The following is a 19577-nucleotide window of genomic DNA, read 5'->3' on the forward strand; positions in this document are numbered from 1 at the left end:
TTGGTGGAACGCTAGCAGTATCGCCAGCATGTTTACGGTGAAGATGCGTTGTCTGATTCGCCCGGCCGTACGCTCATCGGGTGATGCTCGCTAAAAACCACCGCCTCATAACACGGCTGATAGCCATAGCCACCGCATTCGGTGCCGTGTTCCGCCAGCAACAATACCTTGTCCTTACCCCAGTCAACAGTTCGCCAGCCATTGATTTGCCAGCTGAACACGGCGCCATTCACTATCGCATGCAGCATGTAACCGCCGTTCGGCGTAAACAGTGAGGCCGAACTGGAGCAACTGAAGTGGCTTTCATCCACCAGTTCATCGGGTTCGCCATCGCCGTCGAGATCCAGGGTGACGAAGTAATCGGGATCGACCTTAAATTGGCCAGCGTCCAGCGCCTCACAACTTTTGCGCGCAGTGTCCACAAGGCTTTCGGCAAGCTCGGACGGAGACGATGCAGCGCAGCTAAGTGCGTACAAGGACGCGGCTAACCCGCAGATATAGCGGAATTTCATAAAGACCTCGACATGTTTGTCAGCTGCGCGGTGGCTTGGCTACATAAAACTGGTGCTGTATTGCAGGCAGGAACATTGCTAGCCTACCATAGCGGGGGCTACTGCGTGGAGGAGCAAAGTGCTCTTGGTTGCTCTGGCCGATCGATGTGTAGATCCTTGGCATGAAAAGGAGCAATCGGGCTTTAGAGTGCTGGATATGATTGACAGTATCTGTGGCGATATCATCCAGCGGCACATGGGCACCGCTGGATAAGGGTTTCTCGGCGCATTTACCGTTCGTTGGCTGCCAGAATGATACCCCAGTAGATTCTATACTAAACCAACGTATTAACTCGCTGAGACAGTACGGCGGCGCCCCGCTATGCCAAGTAATCCGATACCGAAAAGGGCCAGGGTGCCAGGTAACGGTACGGTGTTTGAATTTGTGGAATCCAGAAAGACGCCGGACTCTGAAGTATAGGTGACACCATCGGCCACTTGAATGCCGAAGGAACCGGTGTTGAGGAAGTCCAATTTTACCCTGACTGGATTGTTCCCTGTGGAGGTGAACACTCCGAGGCTGGCGAAGACATCAAAGTCCTGAGCCTCGTCAATGAGTATGGATTGGCTGAGCATATCATTTACGACTGTAGACACGTCAGTTTCCGGGTTCGTAAAGCTAGCAAACTTACTGCGACCAATGAGTTCACCGCCGATTGAGGTGTAGTTCGCGTAAGTGGCACCGCTGCCGGCTTCGAAAACGTATAAGGTCGCTGAATAACCATACTGCATAAAAGCGCCTTGATTCACAACGTTGGTGATATCGATAGTGCCGTCGAACAGAAATGAAAAGTTCACCGAGGTGCCGACAGAATTATTGCTAAATGAAACCCTGTCACCAAAACCGCCAACTGCCTGACCGAATTGGTTGGTGCCGGTTAGATCTACCAACGCTCTTGCCTTGCCGGTATTCAGGTCAGCTCCGGCCCTTAGCGAGCTGGTGAAACTTTGCGACGCACTTGTAGCGCCGTTTTGAACAAGGCCGTCGACAATTCCGCCACCTAACTGCAGATAGGGACGAACATAGTAGGCATTAGCATTGGCGGCTGCAAAAAATAAGGTCGCTAACAAGCACTTCGGTAGAATCCTTTTCATCGTTTTAACTCCAACTTGTAATCATTAAGGTGAAAGAGAAAACTGTTTCTCACTCACGGTGGTGCTGCTAGTAGAGCGCAGCAAGAAGTATTCCAACTCAGCGAATGGCGCTTAGTAACAAAGACTTGAAGAGCTATTATTATTCCCGGTGCATAGGGAGGTCGGCTCTGTAAAATTTGTGGACGATATGCTGAGTACTCTTACTCAAGAATAAATTGCCGCTCTTTCTGCTTGGAATTGTTTGTAGATTTCTTAGCCCTAAATAGTACGAAAAACATACAAAAATACGGGCTTATTCTCATTCTGGAGTTCTGCGAAATCTCATACTGTAAAAATTCCTGACTACCCTTAAGTACTTGTACTCAAGCGAATACGTTATTTCCGCATGATGTCTGTACTCATTTTTCTATAGCCAGGCCTGGTTCTCTATGGCGAGTTTCAACAATGTGTTTGAACCACTGATGCCAAGCTTTTTGCAGATATTTGCCCGATGGTTTTGAATGGTCCTTATACTCAACGAAAGGTGTTTGGAGATTTCCTTACTTGTTTGGTTTTTGGCTATCAGGGATAGAATCTCCTTCTCTCTGCTACTGAGTCTCTCCAGGTCTTTGCGGGTTACCTGGGTTTGAGGCATTGCAGTCTCAAAACCATTGCCTACAGACTTACTGACATACTCTCGCCCGTGCATGATGTTGTACAGGCACTCCAGCACAATTCGGTCAGGATCTGTCTTCAGAATATAACCTTGAGCGCCCCTGTTTCGCGCGCCAGTAACGAACTCTGTGTTGTTGTACATGCTGAATATAATGCATCTGGTATCAGGTGTTTTCGCCTTAATGCGCTCAAGAGTTTGTAAGCCATCGATTTCCGGCATGGCGATGTCTAGCATTACGCAGCCGGGTCGAATTCGGTGTATCAGGTTTAGAGCTTCCCACCCGTTATCCGCTTCAAATACGTCGTCGTAAAGGTCGCTCTGTGAGAGGATCAACTCTCTTACGCCCCTGCGAAAAAGTGGGTGGTCGTCGACAAGTAAAAGCGTTCTATCCATTGAGCTCTCCTTCGCTACGGTATGGGAGAATGATTGTAAGCGTGGTGCCACTTTCCGGGCTGGATTGGACATCGAGTAGAGCTGCCAGAGCTTTGCAGTGTTCGTTTAGAGTGCGAAGTCCAAAGCGCCAACTTCTGGATGATGCCATAAATCCCTGGCCGTCGTCCTTTATAACGAATCGAATCTCACCAGTTGTCTTGCTGGCTTCGAGTCTAACAATGCACTCAGTGGCCTTTGCATGTTTAATGATATTGGTGGTGGCTTCCTGTACAGCTCGATAAAGTAATAGCTGCGTATCTTCGCTAAGGTAAATATCTTGTATGTAGAGATTCCAGGTGATACTGGTGCCAAAGGTACTCTTCAGTAATGCGGACAGAGCCGATTCCAGTCCGAGATGTTTGGCAATGCGTGGGTGTGAGAGATGAGAGATGTTCCGTATGTCATTAATCGTGGTACTGAGCTTTGTGTTAATGTCGTCGATCCTGGCGGCGAGGCTGAATTGTTGCGGTATATCTGCACTACCAAGTTGAGAAATCTTCCGCTGAATAACAACAAGGTCGTGACTGACACTGTCGTGAAGTAGTTTGCTGATCTCGCTTCTTTCATGTTCTCTGGCCTGTATAAGCTGCTGGGCCAACTCTTCCTGCACAATCCTCTGCGCTCTTTCTGACTGCTCGTTTTCGATGCGCAGTTTAGCGATTCGCTCTGACAGGCCTATTGAGAGAACAATTGCTTCGAAAATAATCCCCACTGACATGCTGAAATCGGTGTATGAATAATATGAGATAAGGCTGGCTTGAAAGAGTAGCGCCAGTACGATAGTGCTGAACAATATGCTATAGCCCACCAGTAGATACATAGTGGGTCTTATGTTGTGTCGGAATACCCGAATGATGACAAAACCAATCGTAACCATCGAAAATAGGTTTAGTCCATGAAGAAAGTATTGTGTATATGCGTATTGCGGAAGCAGTAATGTGGGAATGCACAGTAAAGCGGTCCATGCGATGCAACGCAGTGGCGTTATCAGGTTTGGAGCGTATGACTTTAGATCGAGGAAATATATGACGAAAAATATCATAAAGAAATTCGTCGATGCTATGGCGAGCAGCGCAATACGAGTAGTGGCGTTCTCCAGGTCAGGCCAGAGATACTGCTGACCTATCCCGGTGGTAGTTGCCTGTACCAGAGAGAACGCAAGAATATAGAGAACATAGTATAGATAACTTTTATCGCGGAGAGAGACATACACGCCGGCGTTATACAAAGCGAGAATGAAAATGGAGCCATAGAAAATTCCGTATAGGAAGTACTCATTTTCCTCAGTAGAATCTCTATCCCGCTGGGAAATTACTTCAATAGGCAATATTAGTGGCGTTTCACTAGCGATTTTGAGATAGAATTTTGCGCTCCCTGGCGTTGGCACATTCAGGGGTATAGAGGGCTTTCTGTAGCTGAGGGGCCAATCGTTGAAAGCCACTTCATCACCAACCAGAAAACGATCAACGCTACCGTCATCATGAAGGATAAACGCTTCAACTCGATCAATATTCGGGAAATTGATTTCCAGAAACCACTGGTCCGCGTCGCGGGCTTCCTTCAATTCGATATCACCAAATATCCAGTGATTCCCTCGCCCTACGGGTATATCTGCGTTATCGAAGGGTACGAAGCGACCCGTTGATTCAATGCTTGCAATGAATTCGTCGAGGTTTAGCGATCCCTCTGAATCGTAGTGGTAATTAGTTTTTGAAATCTCAACTTGCGACTGAACCCCTGCAGAACAAAGAAGCGCGGCCATCATCAACAATAGTCTGACAGTTGTTCTTTTTCGTGGCATGAATGGGCAACTCTAAAGGGGCATGCGGTTACTCAAATATCAGATGATGCATCTACGAGACTCTTTTCTAGGTATATGTACTCATAGGGCCTTGGATATCATCCCAATCTGTTTCAAGTAATATTACGTCAGATTATGCCAGCTCAGCCCGCAAAGCGAAATTACACTCCACTTCCGTTAAGGAGGGAGCGATATTTCCGTGATCAATTCCTCGGGGATTTTATACTTGGTGTTCTGCATGGGCACGGCATGTCTAAAGGACAAACCGTGCTATAGAGTGCCGGATATGCTGATGGCACCGCGCACCTCTCCCAGTTTGTAACCGGTGGCCCAGTCATCCGGGTAGTACTGCTCCAGCGTCTCCTGAACATCGTCGGCCAGGGCTTCACCGTGACACACCAGGCATAGAGGTTCGACCACCTGGGCTTGCATGTATCGGTACTGCCCGTTGCTGACTTCACCGTAGTACAGAAGCTCTGGTGCGGTTCCCGTGGCCTGTTTCCGATCAAAATCCAAAAGGACTTCGCGCTCCCACGCATCTGGCACCGCCCGGCTTGCATTACGTGATTTGAGACTGACGCGCTTTACGAGCCAGCCTGGCTCGGCGCTCAGCGCATCGGCGATCCCGGGTGCTATGTCCGCGCATACGGCGATGGCTTGTGTCGGGCCGCCCGCAGTCATGGCCTGCTTGAGTTGTGGCTTCAGCATGCCGACAAACCTGTCCGCCAATGCGCGGGCCTGTTGTTGTCGTTCATCGGCGGTGTCAGCCGCGATGGGTACGGTATAGCCGATCGTTAGAAATGCGATGTAAATTGCTATCCGCATGTGATTGTATCCGCTGCCCATCCAGGAGTTTAAGCATACATTCCGTTTGCGCTGCTATGCCATGATCTAGCTCAAGCGCCTTTGACTAGCAGGAATGAGCGATTCGACGCACGCTGAACGAGTATGAACGCCTCAACACACTCGTGGATGATCAGGCGAGAGTCAGGTTCTCCTTGATAATCCCGTCAGGGCAATTCGACGATTGCTGTTTCCTCGGACTTTATCTCAGCTATCGCTTCAGCGGTCTCCCCACCCAGGGAATACTCCACTGTATAGAGACCAGGTGGCAACTCCAACGCCGCACCGTTTGTCATGCCACGTGCTACCGTCGCGCCCTCACTATCCATTATCTTGAAGCCGGTTTCGACCGACTGTCTGATAGCTGCCGCCAGTTCATCGGCATTGGAAGCGCTCAAGTACTGTCCCCGGCCCAGTGCTGCCCAGCTTTTGAATGTCTCTTGCAATGCGTCATCATCAATGGCATAGCCTACGATATTAACTTTGATGTCCCACCCGTTGTCGCGTAGTTGCCTGATCGCCAGGGCAGGGTCGCCGTCGCAGGTCTCTTCGCCGTCAGTTACCAGAATGATTATGCGCTCGCCGGTAACGTCCCCAAGGTCCTGTTCGACGAGTGCCAGGGATTTGCCGATAGGGGTCTTGGCCAGATTCATTGCCTGGATGTTCTCAATGACTGCGATGGCTGCCGGAGGGTCAAGCGGGCCGAGGGGAATATCGAGGTCAGTGCGGCAACTGCCACTTTCCCTGTGACCAAACACCCTCAGTGCAAAGCCGGTTTCCGCAGGAATGGTATCGCGGATCAGTTGGGTCAGGGTTTCCCTGGCGATTTCGATACGCCGTTTGTCGCCTTGCTTTTGTAGCATACTGCCTGATGCATCCAGTATAACTTCAACGGCAGCGCCGTCACCAAAGCCGTTGGATAGGTCACGGGTAACCTGCACGTAACCGGGCTCTTGGGCGGCGGGGGTGATGGTAATTGCTCTGGTGGCCAGTTCACGTTTACCACGCGTGCGGTAAACCAATTGGTAGTCTCCCGGTGTTTTGGGGGCTGCCATTTGTACGTGATTTTCCAGTGGGTCGATGTAGCGGTAGGCCAGTGGTTTCTCCTCTGCCGGATCCATTACTCCTATCCAGTCGCCTTGATTACCCGGGCCTTCCCATTGAACGTCAAACAACAGTTTGCTTTGCACCTGTGCAGGGGCGTCAAGCGTCACTGTCACTTCCTTGACCGTCACGGGCGAGCGCGCCAGCACACGTTTGCTCTTGGTGGCGTACACTACATCATAGTCGCCCGTTTGTTCTGGCATGATAAGGGTTACTGCATTGTCGGTCGAATTACCGGTATACGCATAGCTGCTGCCCTTGATGAGACCGCCATCACGGGCGGCCAGGGCGATATAATCGCCGCTATTGTTCGGCCCGCTCCAGTTGACCACCAGATCGGAGCCCGCGCCGGCTTGTGCTTCGGTTGTAATTTTTGCGTTGGTGCTGGTAATCGCGATCGGCATTCGACCCAGAATCTTACCGCTGCGCGTCACATAGACAATATCGAACTCGCCAGCCTGTTCTGGCAAGGCGATACTCACCGCGTTGTTTTTGGCGTTACTGGTGTAGACATAGTGTGCTTTGGGGATGCGTTCTCCGTCGCGCTCGGCGAGAGTGATGTAATCACCGCTGTTGTCAGGTCCCTCCCAGGAAACGGTGACGGCGCTGCCAGCAGAACCCTCATCCGGACCGATCAGGCTCGCGCTTACGCCAGTGACCTGTAATGGTACGCGCGCCAAAACCGTGGAGCCGGTTCTATAGATAATATCGTAGGTACCGGGCTCCTCAGGTGCGGTAAGCGCCAAGGTGCCATTCCTGGAATTGCCGGTGTATACATAGGCTGCCCCTTTGCGGAGATCGCTGGCATCGGGCTCCGCCACGCCTACATAGTCGCCCCGGTTATTCGGGCCAGTCCAATTGATGTCGAAACCGGCGCCCGCTGGAACTGATTCCGGTGTGTCCACCGAGGCTTCGACCATTACAACGGTGATTGCGTCGCTTGCCAGCGTCTCGCCGTTTGCCTGGAATTTTACAATATATTTACCCGGCTCTTCCGGTGCCAGCATCGACACGGAATGGCCTTTTGCGCTATTGGGATAGCCAACGCCTGAACTGCGGACGACCGAATCATCCGGCTTGTAAATACGTATACTCGCGCCTGAGGTGTCGGGGCCGCTCCAGATAATATCGATAGAGCCCCTGATTCCTATCTCATCAGGTACGTCCAGAGTGGTTTCTGCAGCAAATGATGAGGCGATGAAAAATGCGGTGATAAGAGCGACAAGAATCTTCAAAGGGTGCTTCTCCTCTATCTATTATTGCATTCTCCTGCCAGTTGAAAATGGCAGGCAGGGAAGATGAATGTGCCTGAACCTGGCTAAGCATAGTATATCGGCGCTGTCGAAACAAAATACTCGATATTGCTATGTTGCCTGCAGAGAAACGGAAGAGGAGGAGGGCGATCTATGTCGAACTGATCGACCCTGCTCGCTACACAGTGGTGATAGCGAACTTTGCTTGTAAGTTGGGGGAGTCTGATTCCCCCAACTGGGTCAGGATAGCTGGGTACTTTGTTGCGTTTTTCAGCAGAGCAATCGGATGGATTTTCCTTCGCCTATTCCGTCAGGATATCGAATGTATCGTCGCTGCGAATATAGAGCGTCAATGCTTGCCCGGGCTTGGCAGATATCTCGTGTACGAAATCGCCAGTAGAGCCAAAGCAACTTCCGGGTTCCAACGTCTTCGTGACTTGCTGGCTTTTGTAGTCCAGCTCTCCCTCTATAACGACTGCCCTGAATTCATCCGCGTTGGTACTGATATTCCCCGCGAAGCCTCCCGAGAGTTTCAGCATCGTGCCGCGCAACCTACCCTTCGCGGTATCTCCCCACAAGTAGGCGACTCGAATGTCGGATGGCACGTTTTCATCAGCACTGGCCGGATCCAGCCAGACAATATTGGACGGGTAAACATTCACTGGCCGTTCGCCATTGTCATATGCCTGCTCGGTAGGCTGCACAAGGTAGGGGCCACTGTTGATTTCGATATAGGCGACGTTGTGTTGGCCGTTGGCTGCTGTCACGTGGGCCTCGCCGGCCGGTTGTGTCCAGAATGAGCCAGTAGGCAGCCACATAGCTTCTGCGTCGGGGTCGTCGTTATGCAGTTCGCCCTCAATAACGACACCACGGTAAGTGATGTTGTGAATGTGGGGCGGCGAAGAAAAGCCCTCAGGAAACTGCAGCAGAATACCCGCTGCTGTATTCTTCGTTCTGTCGCCCCATAAATCAGCAGCTCTGGGGCCTTTGTCACCCCTGGCGGGGTTCAGGTACCCCCAGGTTACGTCATCTACTGATACTACCTCTGAACGGGGTTCGGGTATTTCGGCACGGGCGGTCACTACAAGGCTAAACGTCGTTATAGCCAGTACAGCGAATAAAGCCAGGGCGGAACTTTTTCTGGATTGCATCATAAGTCTCCCAAGATATTTTCAATAGCGCTTACGACTGCAGTAATTTTTTGCCGGCTCAGCGCATCGGGGTGCGGATTGCTGAATGCGCCTGAGTCATTGTCAAAGTACTGTCCGGAAGCATCTGCAAATTCTTCCGTCAGGGCGGCGCGGCACAAAATGTCTACGCCTTTTGACAGATCGCCACCGGCGACGCCAAACCCCTCTTTGAGCATTTTGCTGCCGAGCATCGAACCGGGGTTCACTGCAATTATCGCTGGCCCCGGACGCCCCAGCTGTTGTGCCGGCTGAAGAGACCACATGGTGAGCGCCAGTTTACTTTGCGCGTAGGCTTCGAACGCATCGGGTATCTGAAGGCGGCCGGCCAGTGCATCGATGTTCACTGGAGACTGGGCGGCGGACGACAGATTAATCACGCGCCCGCTTTCGCCTAACAGTGGCAGCAACCGCTGCGTCAACAAATAGGGAGCGAGAGAGTTGACCGCAAAGCGTACATCCAGTCCGTCGCGGGTTGTCGGCTCTGCAACCCGAAACACACCGGCGTTATTGATCAACACATCGAGCTTGCTATGCTGCTGCGCTATGGCCCTGGCAAATGTTTCCACCTCAGCCATAACAGACAGGTCGGCCAGATACTTCTCGACGAGCGGGTTGCCTGCCTGCCCGGTGAGCTCGGTGTACACCTGATCAAGCTTTCCTGCATCGCGCCCATGCAGCAGGACCCTGTGCCCCTGCGAGAGCATTTCTGTCGCGGTGGCGAGGCCGATGCCATCAGTGGACCCCGTAATAAGAATCGTTTTTCGCATTGGTAATGCTTCCTCTGGGGCGGCGTGTTTAGAAACCTTCCAGTACGATTTTCCCGATAGCGCGACGAGACTCCAACTCAGAGTGTGCCAGCTTCAGGTTCTCGGCATTAATTCTCCCCAGTGTCTTGCCCGCTGTGGTTTGAATAATACCCTGATCAACCAACTCCGCGACCCGGGTCAGCAAGCGGCCTTGCTCGTGCATATCCGCCGCTTGAAACATCGACCGTGCAAACATGAACTCCCAGTGCAATGACAGGCTCTTGGGTTTCAGCTTAGCGACATCAAATGTCTCTGGGTCGTCGATCATCGCGATTTTGCCAAATGGCACGAGCAGCTCTGTATAGCTGTCGAAATAGGCATCTGTGCCATTCAGGCTGGCAACATGGGTCACCTGGCCTACACCGTCACTGTCCGTAAGTGCTTCGAGTTGTGGCTGCAGGGGTTTGCTGTGATCGATGACATAGTGCGCGCCCAGTTTTTTGACCCACGCTATTGAGCTTTCACGCGAAGCGGTGGCGATGATGGTGGCGCCGGTAATTGCTCTGGCCAACTGCAGCAGGATAGAACCTACTCCCCCCGCCGCGCCGACCACCAGAATGACTTCTGCGGAGCGTGCTGTGGAATCCGGGTGTTGCTGCGCGATGCCCAGATGTTCAAACAACAGTTCCCAGGCGGTGATGGTCGTCAGTGGCAGTGCTGCGGCCTCGGCATTAGACAGGCTCTTCGGCTTGCGCCCCACCAGTCGCTCATCCACCAGCTGATACTCGGCATTCCCGCCCTGGCGATTGAGGTCGCCCGCGTAAAACACCTGGTCGCCCGGCTTGAACTGCGTCGCAGATTGTCCTGTCGCCACGACCTCACCGGCGGTATCCCAGCCGAGTACTTTGTACTGACCGGATTCGGGCGCGACATTCTGGCGAATTTTGTAATCCACAGGGTTCACCGCAACGGCATTCACCTTGACGAGCAGGTCATGCCCCTCGGCATTGGGTTGGGGCAGGTCGATATCGAGCAGCGATTCGGGGTGCTCGATGGGCAGTGATTGTTGATACGCGATGGCTTTCATGGGTAGGTCTCCAGTGCTTGAGTAACTGGAGTGCAGGATATGGCTTGATCATATCTCTATAAACAGCATAATAAACGAAACATTATCAAAAAATCTTAGATAATATGCTTCTGGAAGACTTACAAGTCGTACTCAAGGTGGCGGAGTTCCGCAGTATCACGGCTGCAGCCACGCACCTGGATATGCGCACGGCAACGGCCAGTGCCGCGTTGAAGCGCGCGGAAAAAGCGCTGGGGGCAGAGTTGTTCATTCGCACCACGCGGCAGCTTCGCCTCTCCAGTGCCGGTGAGCGTTTTATCCCGCAGTGCCAGCAGGCGCTCGCCATGCTGGAAACGGCCCGGCAGAATATACGCGATGATCTGGATGTGGTGGAAGGGGAGCTGCGTTTGTCCCTGTCATCGGATCTGGGGCGCAACCTCGTGGTGCCCTGGCTGGATGACTTTATGATGACCTATCCCGACGTCAGCTTAAAGCTGAATATCGGCGACAGTAATATCGACTTCTATCGCGATGCGGTGGACGTCGCACTGCGCTACGGGTCTCCCAGCGATGCCAGCCTCTACGGCTTCAAAATCTGCAATGCACCGGCACTATTGTGTGCAACCCCAGATTACCTCAAATCGCACGGCACGCCGCAACACCCACACGACCTGGCGGCCCATAACGGCTTGTTCTACCAGCTACACGACATTATCTACGACGACTGGATATTCACGCGCGATTCGAGCGACTACAAGATCAAAATGAGCGGCGACCGTGCGGCCAATGACGGTGAACTGGTCAGGCGCTGGTGTGTTGCGGGTAACGGCTTGGTTGTCAAATCCTGTCTGGATATGTCGAATGATCTGCTGTCGGGGAACGTGGTCAACGTCATGCCTGAGTATCAACCGCGCTCAACGGAACTGTGGTTGATCTGCCCGAGCAGGCAATCCATTACCCCCGCCGTGCGCCTGTTGCGGGATATGTTGCGGGAAAGATGTAAGGATGTTTTGAAGCGGCTGGTTGCGCGTGGGTTGTTGGGTGAGGACGTTCTTGCCTAACGGTAAGTACCCAGACCTTATCTGACAGACAGTGTACGATCATGCGTGGCTCTAGCGTCCGCTTTCCCGAAAGGGTACCTTCTGTGATGGTTAAATAAGGGGAGTTGAATGGCCGCCTTCGCCTATGAACGGCCCTTAGCTCTGTGCTATGGTTTTTGGCAGGGAACGAACAAAAGCGGACACTTATGTTACATCACTTGTAGGCGAGTAATTCCTCATATGTACGGATATGTGCTCCAGCTAAAACGACAGGCTATTGATTGATATGAAAATCCAGCCGCGTTCAATTCTGCATATAGTGAATCGGTGTTATAGAGACCGATTCCGTATATGTAGCTGTTATGTGCACTAACCATCGTGCGTAGAACCATGATCGTTTTCTTTCTTCTGTCATGCCTGGGAGCGGCAGCACTCCTGTATCTGACCCCGAATAGCTGGGAGGAGAAAGGATCTAAGCCATCCCCTGATGGCCATACCTCAATATATGAGTACTACTATATGTCTGACGGGGACAGGCACGCCCCCTACGGAACATATCTTTTTATCGGACCAGCGAATGGAATCCTACCTCCGACTTCTCGACATGTGGTCTATGCAGGGTACTGTGACGAATTGGCCTACGAATGGGCAACAAACGACGTTATTGAACTTTCATTAGGGGAATGTGAAAGTAAGAACATTAGGACATTGGCAGAGAAAGCATATGGAGTTGATTTTGTCCTTAAGTAGCCGTGCACATAACAAGAGCCGGCAGTGCGCCCCTACGGGGCCGGACGCCCAAACCGCTGCGCGTTTTGTGCGCCGCTGCGGCAGGCGTTAAATTGCCTAATGAAGACGTATCCGACCTACACCGAAGATAATCGATTGCATTCTTTCGAGATCGAGAACCTTCTCTGTGGTAGGTGGAAGGCGACCAGGATCATAGAAGGAATTCCTGGAGTAACGATAACTAAACGCCCAAGAAAGTGGTTTTCATGGTTCCGAGAAGATGTATTCTGCAAGTTCGAGCTTGATGGCGTGAAGTTCCAGATTGATGAGCCGTTCGGCGACAATTCTAGATATTGGATCGGCTCGCCTCAAAAGGAGAATTGCAAGCCAATTGAAATCGTACTTGAGGCGTTCAATGCAGCGTAATCGGCAATTTAACAAGGCGCAGCACTTTGCACGCCTGTGGCGTGCCGGACTTCGCAACTGCGTTGCTCGCCCGTGTGCGCGGCGTTATGTGCACTAACCATCGTGCGTAGAACCATGATCGTTTTCTTTCTTCTGTCATGCCTGGGAGCGGCAGCACTCCTGTATCTGACCCCGAATAGCTGGGAGGAGAAAGGATCTAAGCCATCCCCTGATGGCCATACCTCAATATATGAGTACTACTATATGTCTGACGGGGACAGGCACGCCCCCTACGGAACATATCTTTTTATCGGACCAGCGAATGGAATCCTACCTCCGACTTCTCGACATGTGGTCTATGCAGGGTACTGTGACGAATTGGCCTACGAATGGGCAACAAACGACGTTATTGAACTTTCATTAGGGGAATGTGAAAGTAAGAACATTAGGACATTGGCAGAGAAAGCATATGGAGTTGATTTTGTCCTTAAGTAGCCGTGCACATAACAAGAGCCGGCAGTGCGCCCCTACGGGGCCGGACGCCCAAACCGCTGCGCGTTTTGTGCGCCGCTGCGGCAGGCGTTAGGAAGCGAAGCTCACTCAGCGCAAGTTTCAAAAAGATCAGAATTGGAGAAAACATGGCACAACCTAAAGCATTTATTAGCTTCGAAATGGAAGATCGCTTCGCACGGGACTTTTTAGTTCAACAGGCCAAGGACAAGAGAAATGATATCGCTTTTTATGACTATTCTGTCCAGGATCCTTTTGACTCGAAATGGAAAACAGAGTGCAAAAAACGCATTGCGCAGACGAAGGGCACGATAGTTTTGGTGGGGCCAACCACCTGGAAATCAGAGGCGGTGCTCTGGGAGATTGCGGAAACAATTCGTCAGGGAAACTACATATTCGGCATTCAGATAAATCGCGATAAGACCCACACAGTCCCTAATGGTCTCCCTTCCCAGAACGTAATTCGCTGGAATTTCGAGCAAATGATCCAGTGGCTGCAAACATGGACGTAGTTCTCTATGTACCTCGATAAAATTGCGGACAGTATTCGATCCCAGATACCGGATAGCCAGCTGCCAAGCGGCAATTCTGACGAGCTATTTCGTATCTATGCCGTGCTGCTAAGGTCAAAGGGAGCCAATGTAACTCAAAGCGATGTCCACGATGCTTGGTCAGCCTGGATGTGTGATCGAAAAAACGATCATGAATCCCTAATTGAATATGATGATCTTCCCAGTGAGGTTCAAGAGCAAGATAAAATATATACCATAGCAATTCGACATGCAGCTAAAGACCTTGGACTGGTTTCTGGCTCAGCTCTATCATTCACCGAGATCCTTTTTCCACAAGGCAACCCCAAAGAAAGTGCGATTCCTGAACAAACTCTGGATCTGTACAAAGTTATGGTGGATAGCTCTGAGCGTTTGGTTGGAAGAAGACAGGCTGTTAATACGTTCTTCCTTACAATTAATGGCGCTTTACTTACTGCATCAGGCCTTATTGTCCAGGGCTCCGGTGAAAGTAGGCTTGAAGCCTTGGGAGTCTTTGTCTTATCTTTAGCAGGGATAATTTTGTCTTTTGCTTGGAGGAGTTTAATCACTTCATTTGGACAACTGAACACCGGTAAGTTTAAGGTTATAAATACAATTGAGCGGTATTTGTCTGTGGCTTTATACGCTGCTGAGTGGGAAGCATTGGGTAGGGGTGAGGACCCAAAAGTTTATAGGTCATTTACATCCCGCGAAATCTGGGTACCAAATGCCTTGCTGGTTTTGTACTTCCTTGCCGCTATCGCTGCTATCCTTGTTTTTCTTGAATGCGTTTCACTGAGCGGCAGTGCAGTCGCATCCTAACAAGAAAAGGAACAGGACGGCTTCGCCGCCAGTTCTTTAGGCGTTATTGGGCCTACGAGCGATGGCGATGAGTTCCAAAAAATGGATTGTTTTGCTGGCTATTGCTTTAGCGGGATCCAACGTATTCTGGCTCACACAGATATTGGACGCGGGTATATCCTATACATACATGGAAAGTAGCCGCGATATCGCAGAAGAAAAGGCATCTGCTAGCATCGCAATCGCCAACCTCGATATCGTGGGTTTAGCCAAGAGCGAAGCGCTTGAGCTTCTCCAGACTTTGGAGGGCTCGTACTCCATTTTCGAGAAAAATGATGGTTGTGTTTATGTGTCTCAGATCTGCATATACATTGGAGAAAATGGTCTGGTTCAGGAGGTGCGTCAGTGAGGCCCAATAACAAGAACCGGCAGTTCGCCCCTACGGGGCCGGACGCAAAAACCGCTGCGCGGTTTCCGCGCCGCTGCGGCAGGCGTTAAAAAGCAACGTGAGTATGGACACTGAGTCAAAGACCAAAGGATCAAAGCCCCTAATCGTCGTTCCTTTAGTGGCCCTCGTTCTGTACGGCTTCTATAGGCTTAACCAGACTATCCCTGAATTCGCCAAATCTTTTGAGTCATTCGGAGAGGAACTATCGCTTGCTACAACTCTCGTTCTTGACTTTCATGGGGCAATATTCTTACTGCTAGCGTTACTCACACTGATTGCGGGCTTGGCATCGTTGGCCCCGTCTCTTGCACCAAGACACAAAAGAGCGGCCTTTCTATGCGCACTTAGCAGTCCTGGAGTACTACTCATCTCATGGCTGTTAGTACTTGCGGCAGTGTATTTGCCAATTTTCCGTCTAGGGCAGGCTTAGTGCGGTTGCATTTTAACAAGTGCCGGCAGTACGCCCCTTCGGGGCCGGACGGCAAAACCGCTGCGCGGTTTCGCCGCCGCTGCTGCAGGCGTTCTGTGCACCGAATCGAATATCGCGAGGAGTTCTGATGGTCACACCGTATATCGTTGCTTTGTTCTGGATTATTAGCGGCGGCATAGCTTGGCGGATTGCTACAAATCGTAATGGAAGCGGGCCCCTATGGGCGGTGATCGGCCAAGTGTTTGGGCCTTTTTCTATCCCGTTTGCATTCTTGGCCAAATCGCAGGCATCGTAGATGTTTAGTCCTTGCCGGTTCGGTGCACAGAACAAGTACGGGCAGTACGCTCCCTTCGGTCGCCGGACCGCGCTACAGCGCGTCCGCTGCCGCAGGCGTTAAGTGTCTCTCAGCATGGAGCGTATGCCGAATTACAAGAAAATTGAAATTGCTGTTTTCGGCCTCATTCTTCCTCTATCCTTAGCCATATATACAGCATTTCTTCTAACGCAGAGCGAGGCAGTGTTTTGGGGGCGCTCTTCCACTCTTATCTATCACGGCAATGAAGCCTATTCTGTCGCGGCCCTATGGTTTGGCGTATCAAGCCTAATGTTGAGCCAATTTTTTTTGCGTCCGTTAGCACTATTGTCTAGGTCGGCGAATATGGTTCTAATCTGCATATCACTGTTTCTAGTCGTAACCGGCCTCGTATCGGCCACGGTGCTAGTATGAAAACACTTAACAAGAAGCGGCAATGCGCCCCTTCGGGGCCGGACTTCAAAACCGGTGCGCGGTTTCGTCGCCGTTGCGCTAGGCGTTATGTACAGCTATGACGAGCCCCATTTCTAGAGTGGAGAAACGCTATGAAAGAGCTGAATGAGGGAAAATCACTTGAGGCCGCATTAGACCAATTACAAGATCTCGCAGAGAAAGAGTACAAGACTGATATAGGGTCCATTTTGATTGACGCAGCTGAGAAAGATGAGCTTGCTCTTCTGCGCTTCAGTCGGCTGCTCGGAGTTTTGGTAAAACAACCATTCGCAGAGCCTTACCCAATCGTTTCTAGAGAAAGCAAAACTGGAGCGCTACGTGGCTGGAAATACACACAAGAATTGATTGTGTCTGAGTCTGCTTCTTCGTCTTGGCAATATGGCTTGCTTGAAGCATACCTTAGCGCCGAAGACTTAGGCGAATTCAAGAGTAAAGAAGATATTCACCTCTATCTACAAATTGAAGGTGCAATGGAGAGTAGGCTGTCCACTTACCTCCTCATATCTGTGCACAAGCACCTGTGCGGCGATGAAGACGCAAGAAACAAAGTTGACGCGGCCATTGAAGAGGCAAGAAATCAAGGCGTAGATCTAACTTTCCCCACGCCAGAAAGACTAATTCCTGCGGCTGGTCTGTCCGTATGCTCATTGATCGCTACGACCATACCTTATGGTGTGGCCCTTGGTCCTTTGGCCGGGGGAATTACCATTCTAATTTTAAAAATTGGGCTAGATGCGTTTTGCAACTGGGTGAATGACAAAGCGTGGGAGTTGCGAGATGAAGAAGAGCGAGAGCAACGAAGCACATAACAAGGGTTTAGAAGATGGGGATTCCTTCAGAACAACCATACAAGCCGCGGCACTGCGCACGCTACGCGTGCAGTACGGCCTGCTAAGCAGTCTGCCTCTGGGCGGAGCGTTGCGCATCCTGAAAGGGCTATGAATGTACCTGAAGTGTCATGACCATTTCTCCAACGAGGTTTACCAAGCTACGGCTTGTTATGTGATATGGAAGAATTTGCAAAATGAACCAGCTTCAGATGAAGCTCTTTTAGAGGCTCTAAACGATACGCCGTTAAGCTGGATCTTTATTCGTCACTCCATGATGGTGACTCTCATCATGACCTTGGGTCGAATATTTGATACTGATGGCGATACATTATCAATAGATGACTTTATAAAGAGCTGCATCACTGATATTCATCTCTTTTCCAAAGAAAGCCTCAGAGAGAGAAAGGGAAAGTCCAGTAATGCAGAAGAATGGATTGATGAGTATATCGAGCGGGCTCATGAGCCAACCGAGGAGGATTTTCAGAGGCTAAAAGCTCCGATAAAGAAATTTCGGAGTATTTATCAAGAGTACTATAGGCCCCTACGACATAATATCTTTGCTCATTCAAATAGAGAATATCAATCGCAGACGGGCGAGTTATGGGGAGCTACGGGAAAAGCAAACATGGAAGAGATGCTCAGTTTCCTTGAGGATCTTAATATTTCTATCCGTGAAGCATACGATAATGGCAGAAAACCCGAGCTAGTGAATAGAAGGTTTGATGAAGAGTGGTTTTCTAAAGATATAAAATTACTCCTAGATCGAGTAAAAAATGCATAGCAAATCAATCAATATCGCCTCACGGTTGGGCCTCCGCACTGCGTGCTTCGGCCCATTATTGAGACGTTATACATCTAGGAGAGTACCGTGCAAAAACTGACAGGGCGATGCCTTTGCGAAGGTATCGAATATGAGATCACTGGTGAGATTGGCCCAATTTATAATTGCCACTGCTCTCGTTGTCGGCGGTGGCACGGGGCTGCTTTTCGTACTCGCTCAACAATAAGGAAAAGTCAGTTTAAGTGGCTTAAAGGTGAGGATATGCTATCGAAATTCTACTCTTCCCCTACTACAGCAAAGACATTTTGTTCTAATTGTGGCTCTAGCTTAATTAGCTTGTATGATGAAGAGCCGGACAAAATCGGCTTTCCGCTAGGTGGTTTGGATCAAGCTCCCTCTAATAAGTTAGAGGGTCATTTCTTTGTTGCTTCAAAATCTCCCTGGTACGAAATCACAGATGACCTACCGCAACACGAAGAATTTCCTGGTTCACGGAGTACAGTGAGGTCAACGGAGTAAATGCATACAAGTCAAGCCACGCGGCCAAAGCGGACACTGAAAACCAAGCAATGGAGTGCCTTATATGGTCGCCTTTGAGGTGTTTCGAGACATTAGCATGATTAAACTGGCTTCGTCCGCTATCGGGAAAGGAGACATAAAATCTGGTGCTTTGTGTCTGGTCAAGTCTGGACTCTTACACCTAACCTTGCAACATCATGGACTTTGACCTGATGTCGGCGAAAAAGCGTTCCCAACTCAGGTGCGGGCGTCCGGCCGCTCGCGCGTAGTCACTGTTATTGTCCACATAGCCATTGCGAATCCCTTCGTAGATACCAGCGATAACCGTCCCCATAAATTCACCCAGCTCGGCGATACGTTCCTGGCGGTAGGCTTCAACGCTCATCGACCTGTACTCAAGCTGTGTACCAAAAGCCCTATTCAGATACCCGGCCAACTGTGCTTGCGTCATTGCCTCGCCGTGCAAGTTGTAAGTATGTCGGCTGTGGTTTGGTTCCAGTAGCATGCGCGCGTACGCATAGGCGAGCTCTAGTCGCGTGGTATATCCACAGCGGCCCTCAGCGGCGCAATTGGCTATTTCACCGCGTTCCCGATAGTTGTCGATGTACTCTATGTCCGGTTCAATGTAGATACCGTTTCGCCCGATGACCCAGTCCAGGCCGCTGCTGCTTACATCGGCTTCCGTCTGGCGATTGCTCTGTACAATCTCTGAGAATGCGGTGCCCTGCTCAGCGCCCTGTATACTGGTATAGACCACCTTGCTTACCCCGGCATCCCGCGCTGCCTGCAGTACATTGCGGTGCTGTTCGATACGTTTATCCGGTGCATCCATTCCTGATACGAGCAGCAGCGTATCCAGCCCCTGCAGCGCTATCTCCATTTCCTCGCGCTTGTTGTAGTCACCCGCTCTGACTTCAATACCCAAGTGGCGCGCCTTCTGCGGGTTGCGTGCGACACCAACAATATTATTGGTGTCGGTCAATTGCGATAGTGATCGTGCAATCGCTGTACCGAGCTGCCCTGTTACGGCTGTAACGCCTATCTTCATCGTT

18 protein-coding genes are annotated in these 19577 nt (G+C 50.9%); 8 read left to right on the forward strand and 10 right to left on the reverse strand.

What is annotated here, in order from left to right:
* Positions 1-32: 32 nt before the first annotated feature.
* The 9 genes from AC0L6S_RS01755 to AC0L6S_RS01795 all read right to left on the reverse strand — a co-directional run bounded on the left by AC0L6S_RS01755 (position 33) and on the right by AC0L6S_RS01795 (position 10757).
* On the reverse strand, positions 33-512 hold the full coding sequence (locus AC0L6S_RS01755; RefSeq protein WP_473426699.1) for a hypothetical protein: 480 nt from the start codon (positions 510-512) through the stop codon (positions 33-35).
* 327 nt (positions 513-839) lie between these two features.
* Positions 840-1646 (reverse strand): PEP-CTERM sorting domain-containing protein, encoded by an 807-nt coding sequence (locus AC0L6S_RS01760; RefSeq protein WP_473426700.1) that lies wholly within the window; start codon positions 1644-1646, stop codon positions 840-842.
* A 406-nt stretch (positions 1647-2052) separates the two neighbouring features.
* A complete protein-coding gene (locus AC0L6S_RS01765; protein ID WP_473426701.1) occupies positions 2053-2694 on the reverse strand; it encodes a response regulator in 642 nt (213 codons plus the stop codon).
* On the reverse strand, positions 2687-4534 hold the full coding sequence (locus tag AC0L6S_RS01770; RefSeq protein WP_473426702.1) for a sensor histidine kinase: 1848 nt from the start codon (positions 4532-4534) through the stop codon (positions 2687-2689). The genes AC0L6S_RS01765 and AC0L6S_RS01770 overlap by 8 nt, the downstream gene beginning before the upstream one ends.
* 270 nt (positions 4535-4804) lie before the next feature.
* A complete protein-coding gene (locus tag AC0L6S_RS01775; protein ID WP_473426703.1) occupies positions 4805-5359 on the reverse strand; it encodes a Tll0287-like domain-containing protein in 555 nt (184 codons plus the stop codon).
* 185 nt (positions 5360-5544) lie between these two features.
* On the reverse strand, positions 5545-7716 hold the full coding sequence (locus tag AC0L6S_RS01780; protein WP_473426704.1) for a VWA domain-containing protein: 2172 nt from the start codon (positions 7714-7716) through the stop codon (positions 5545-5547).
* A gap of 320 nt (positions 7717-8036) precedes the next feature.
* Positions 8037-8885 (reverse strand): DUF4437 domain-containing protein, encoded by an 849-nt coding sequence (locus AC0L6S_RS01785; RefSeq protein WP_473426705.1) that lies wholly within the window; start codon positions 8883-8885, stop codon positions 8037-8039.
* A complete protein-coding gene (locus AC0L6S_RS01790; RefSeq protein ID WP_473426706.1) occupies positions 8885-9691 on the reverse strand; it encodes an SDR family NAD(P)-dependent oxidoreductase in 807 nt (268 codons plus the stop codon). The genes AC0L6S_RS01785 and AC0L6S_RS01790 overlap by 1 nt, the downstream gene beginning before the upstream one ends.
* A gap of 28 nt (positions 9692-9719) precedes the next feature.
* On the reverse strand, positions 9720-10757 hold the full coding sequence (locus AC0L6S_RS01795) for a zinc-binding alcohol dehydrogenase family protein (protein ID WP_473426707.1): 1038 nt from the start codon (positions 10755-10757) through the stop codon (positions 9720-9722).
* A gap of 104 nt (positions 10758-10861) precedes the next feature.
* Between AC0L6S_RS01795 and AC0L6S_RS01800 the strand changes: the two genes are divergently transcribed.
* The 8 genes from AC0L6S_RS01800 (at position 10862) to AC0L6S_RS01835 (ending at position 18525) form a co-directional block, all read left to right on the forward strand.
* A complete protein-coding gene (locus AC0L6S_RS01800; protein WP_473426708.1) occupies positions 10862-11797 on the forward strand; it encodes a LysR family transcriptional regulator in 936 nt (311 codons plus the stop codon).
* Between the two features lie 1751 nt (positions 11798-13548).
* Positions 13549-13932 (forward strand): TIR domain-containing protein, encoded by a 384-nt coding sequence (locus AC0L6S_RS01805; RefSeq protein ID WP_473426709.1) that lies wholly within the window; start codon positions 13549-13551, stop codon positions 13930-13932.
* Between the two features lie 6 nt (positions 13933-13938).
* On the forward strand, positions 13939-14772 hold the full coding sequence (locus AC0L6S_RS01810; protein WP_473426710.1) for a RipA family octameric membrane protein: 834 nt from the start codon (positions 13939-13941) through the stop codon (positions 14770-14772).
* A gap of 67 nt (positions 14773-14839) precedes the next feature.
* The gene (locus AC0L6S_RS01815) at positions 14840-15160 is read left to right on the forward strand and encodes a hypothetical protein (RefSeq protein ID WP_473426711.1); all 321 of its coding nucleotides are present in this window, start codon (positions 14840-14842) and stop codon (positions 15158-15160) included.
* Positions 15161-16487: 1327 nt separating this feature from the next.
* Positions 16488-17204: a hypothetical protein gene (locus tag AC0L6S_RS01820; RefSeq protein WP_473426712.1), complete on the forward strand. Its 717-nt coding sequence runs from the start codon at positions 16488-16490 to the stop codon at positions 17202-17204.
* Positions 17173-17337 (forward strand): hypothetical protein, encoded by a 165-nt coding sequence (locus AC0L6S_RS01825; RefSeq protein WP_473426713.1) that lies wholly within the window; start codon positions 17173-17175, stop codon positions 17335-17337. Before AC0L6S_RS01820 ends, AC0L6S_RS01825 begins: the two co-directional genes overlap by 32 nt.
* Complete coding sequence (locus AC0L6S_RS01830; RefSeq protein ID WP_473426714.1) at positions 17338-18006, forward strand: AbiU2 domain-containing protein; 669 nt, start codon at positions 17338-17340, stop codon at positions 18004-18006.
* Positions 18007-18093: 87 nt separating this feature from the next.
* Positions 18094-18525, forward strand: coding sequence for a GFA family protein (locus tag AC0L6S_RS01835; protein ID WP_473426715.1), 432 nt, complete (start codon positions 18094-18096; stop codon positions 18523-18525).
* A gap of 181 nt (positions 18526-18706) precedes the next feature.
* On the opposite strand, the gene AC0L6S_RS01840 is transcribed toward AC0L6S_RS01835, so the two are convergent.
* On the reverse strand, positions 18707-19573 hold the full coding sequence (locus AC0L6S_RS01840) for an SDR family oxidoreductase (RefSeq protein ID WP_473426716.1): 867 nt from the start codon (positions 19571-19573) through the stop codon (positions 18707-18709).
* Between the last annotated feature and the right edge of the window lie 4 nt (positions 19574-19577).

The sequence above is a fragment of the Halioglobus sp. D3-4 genome, from assembly GCF_055809315.1.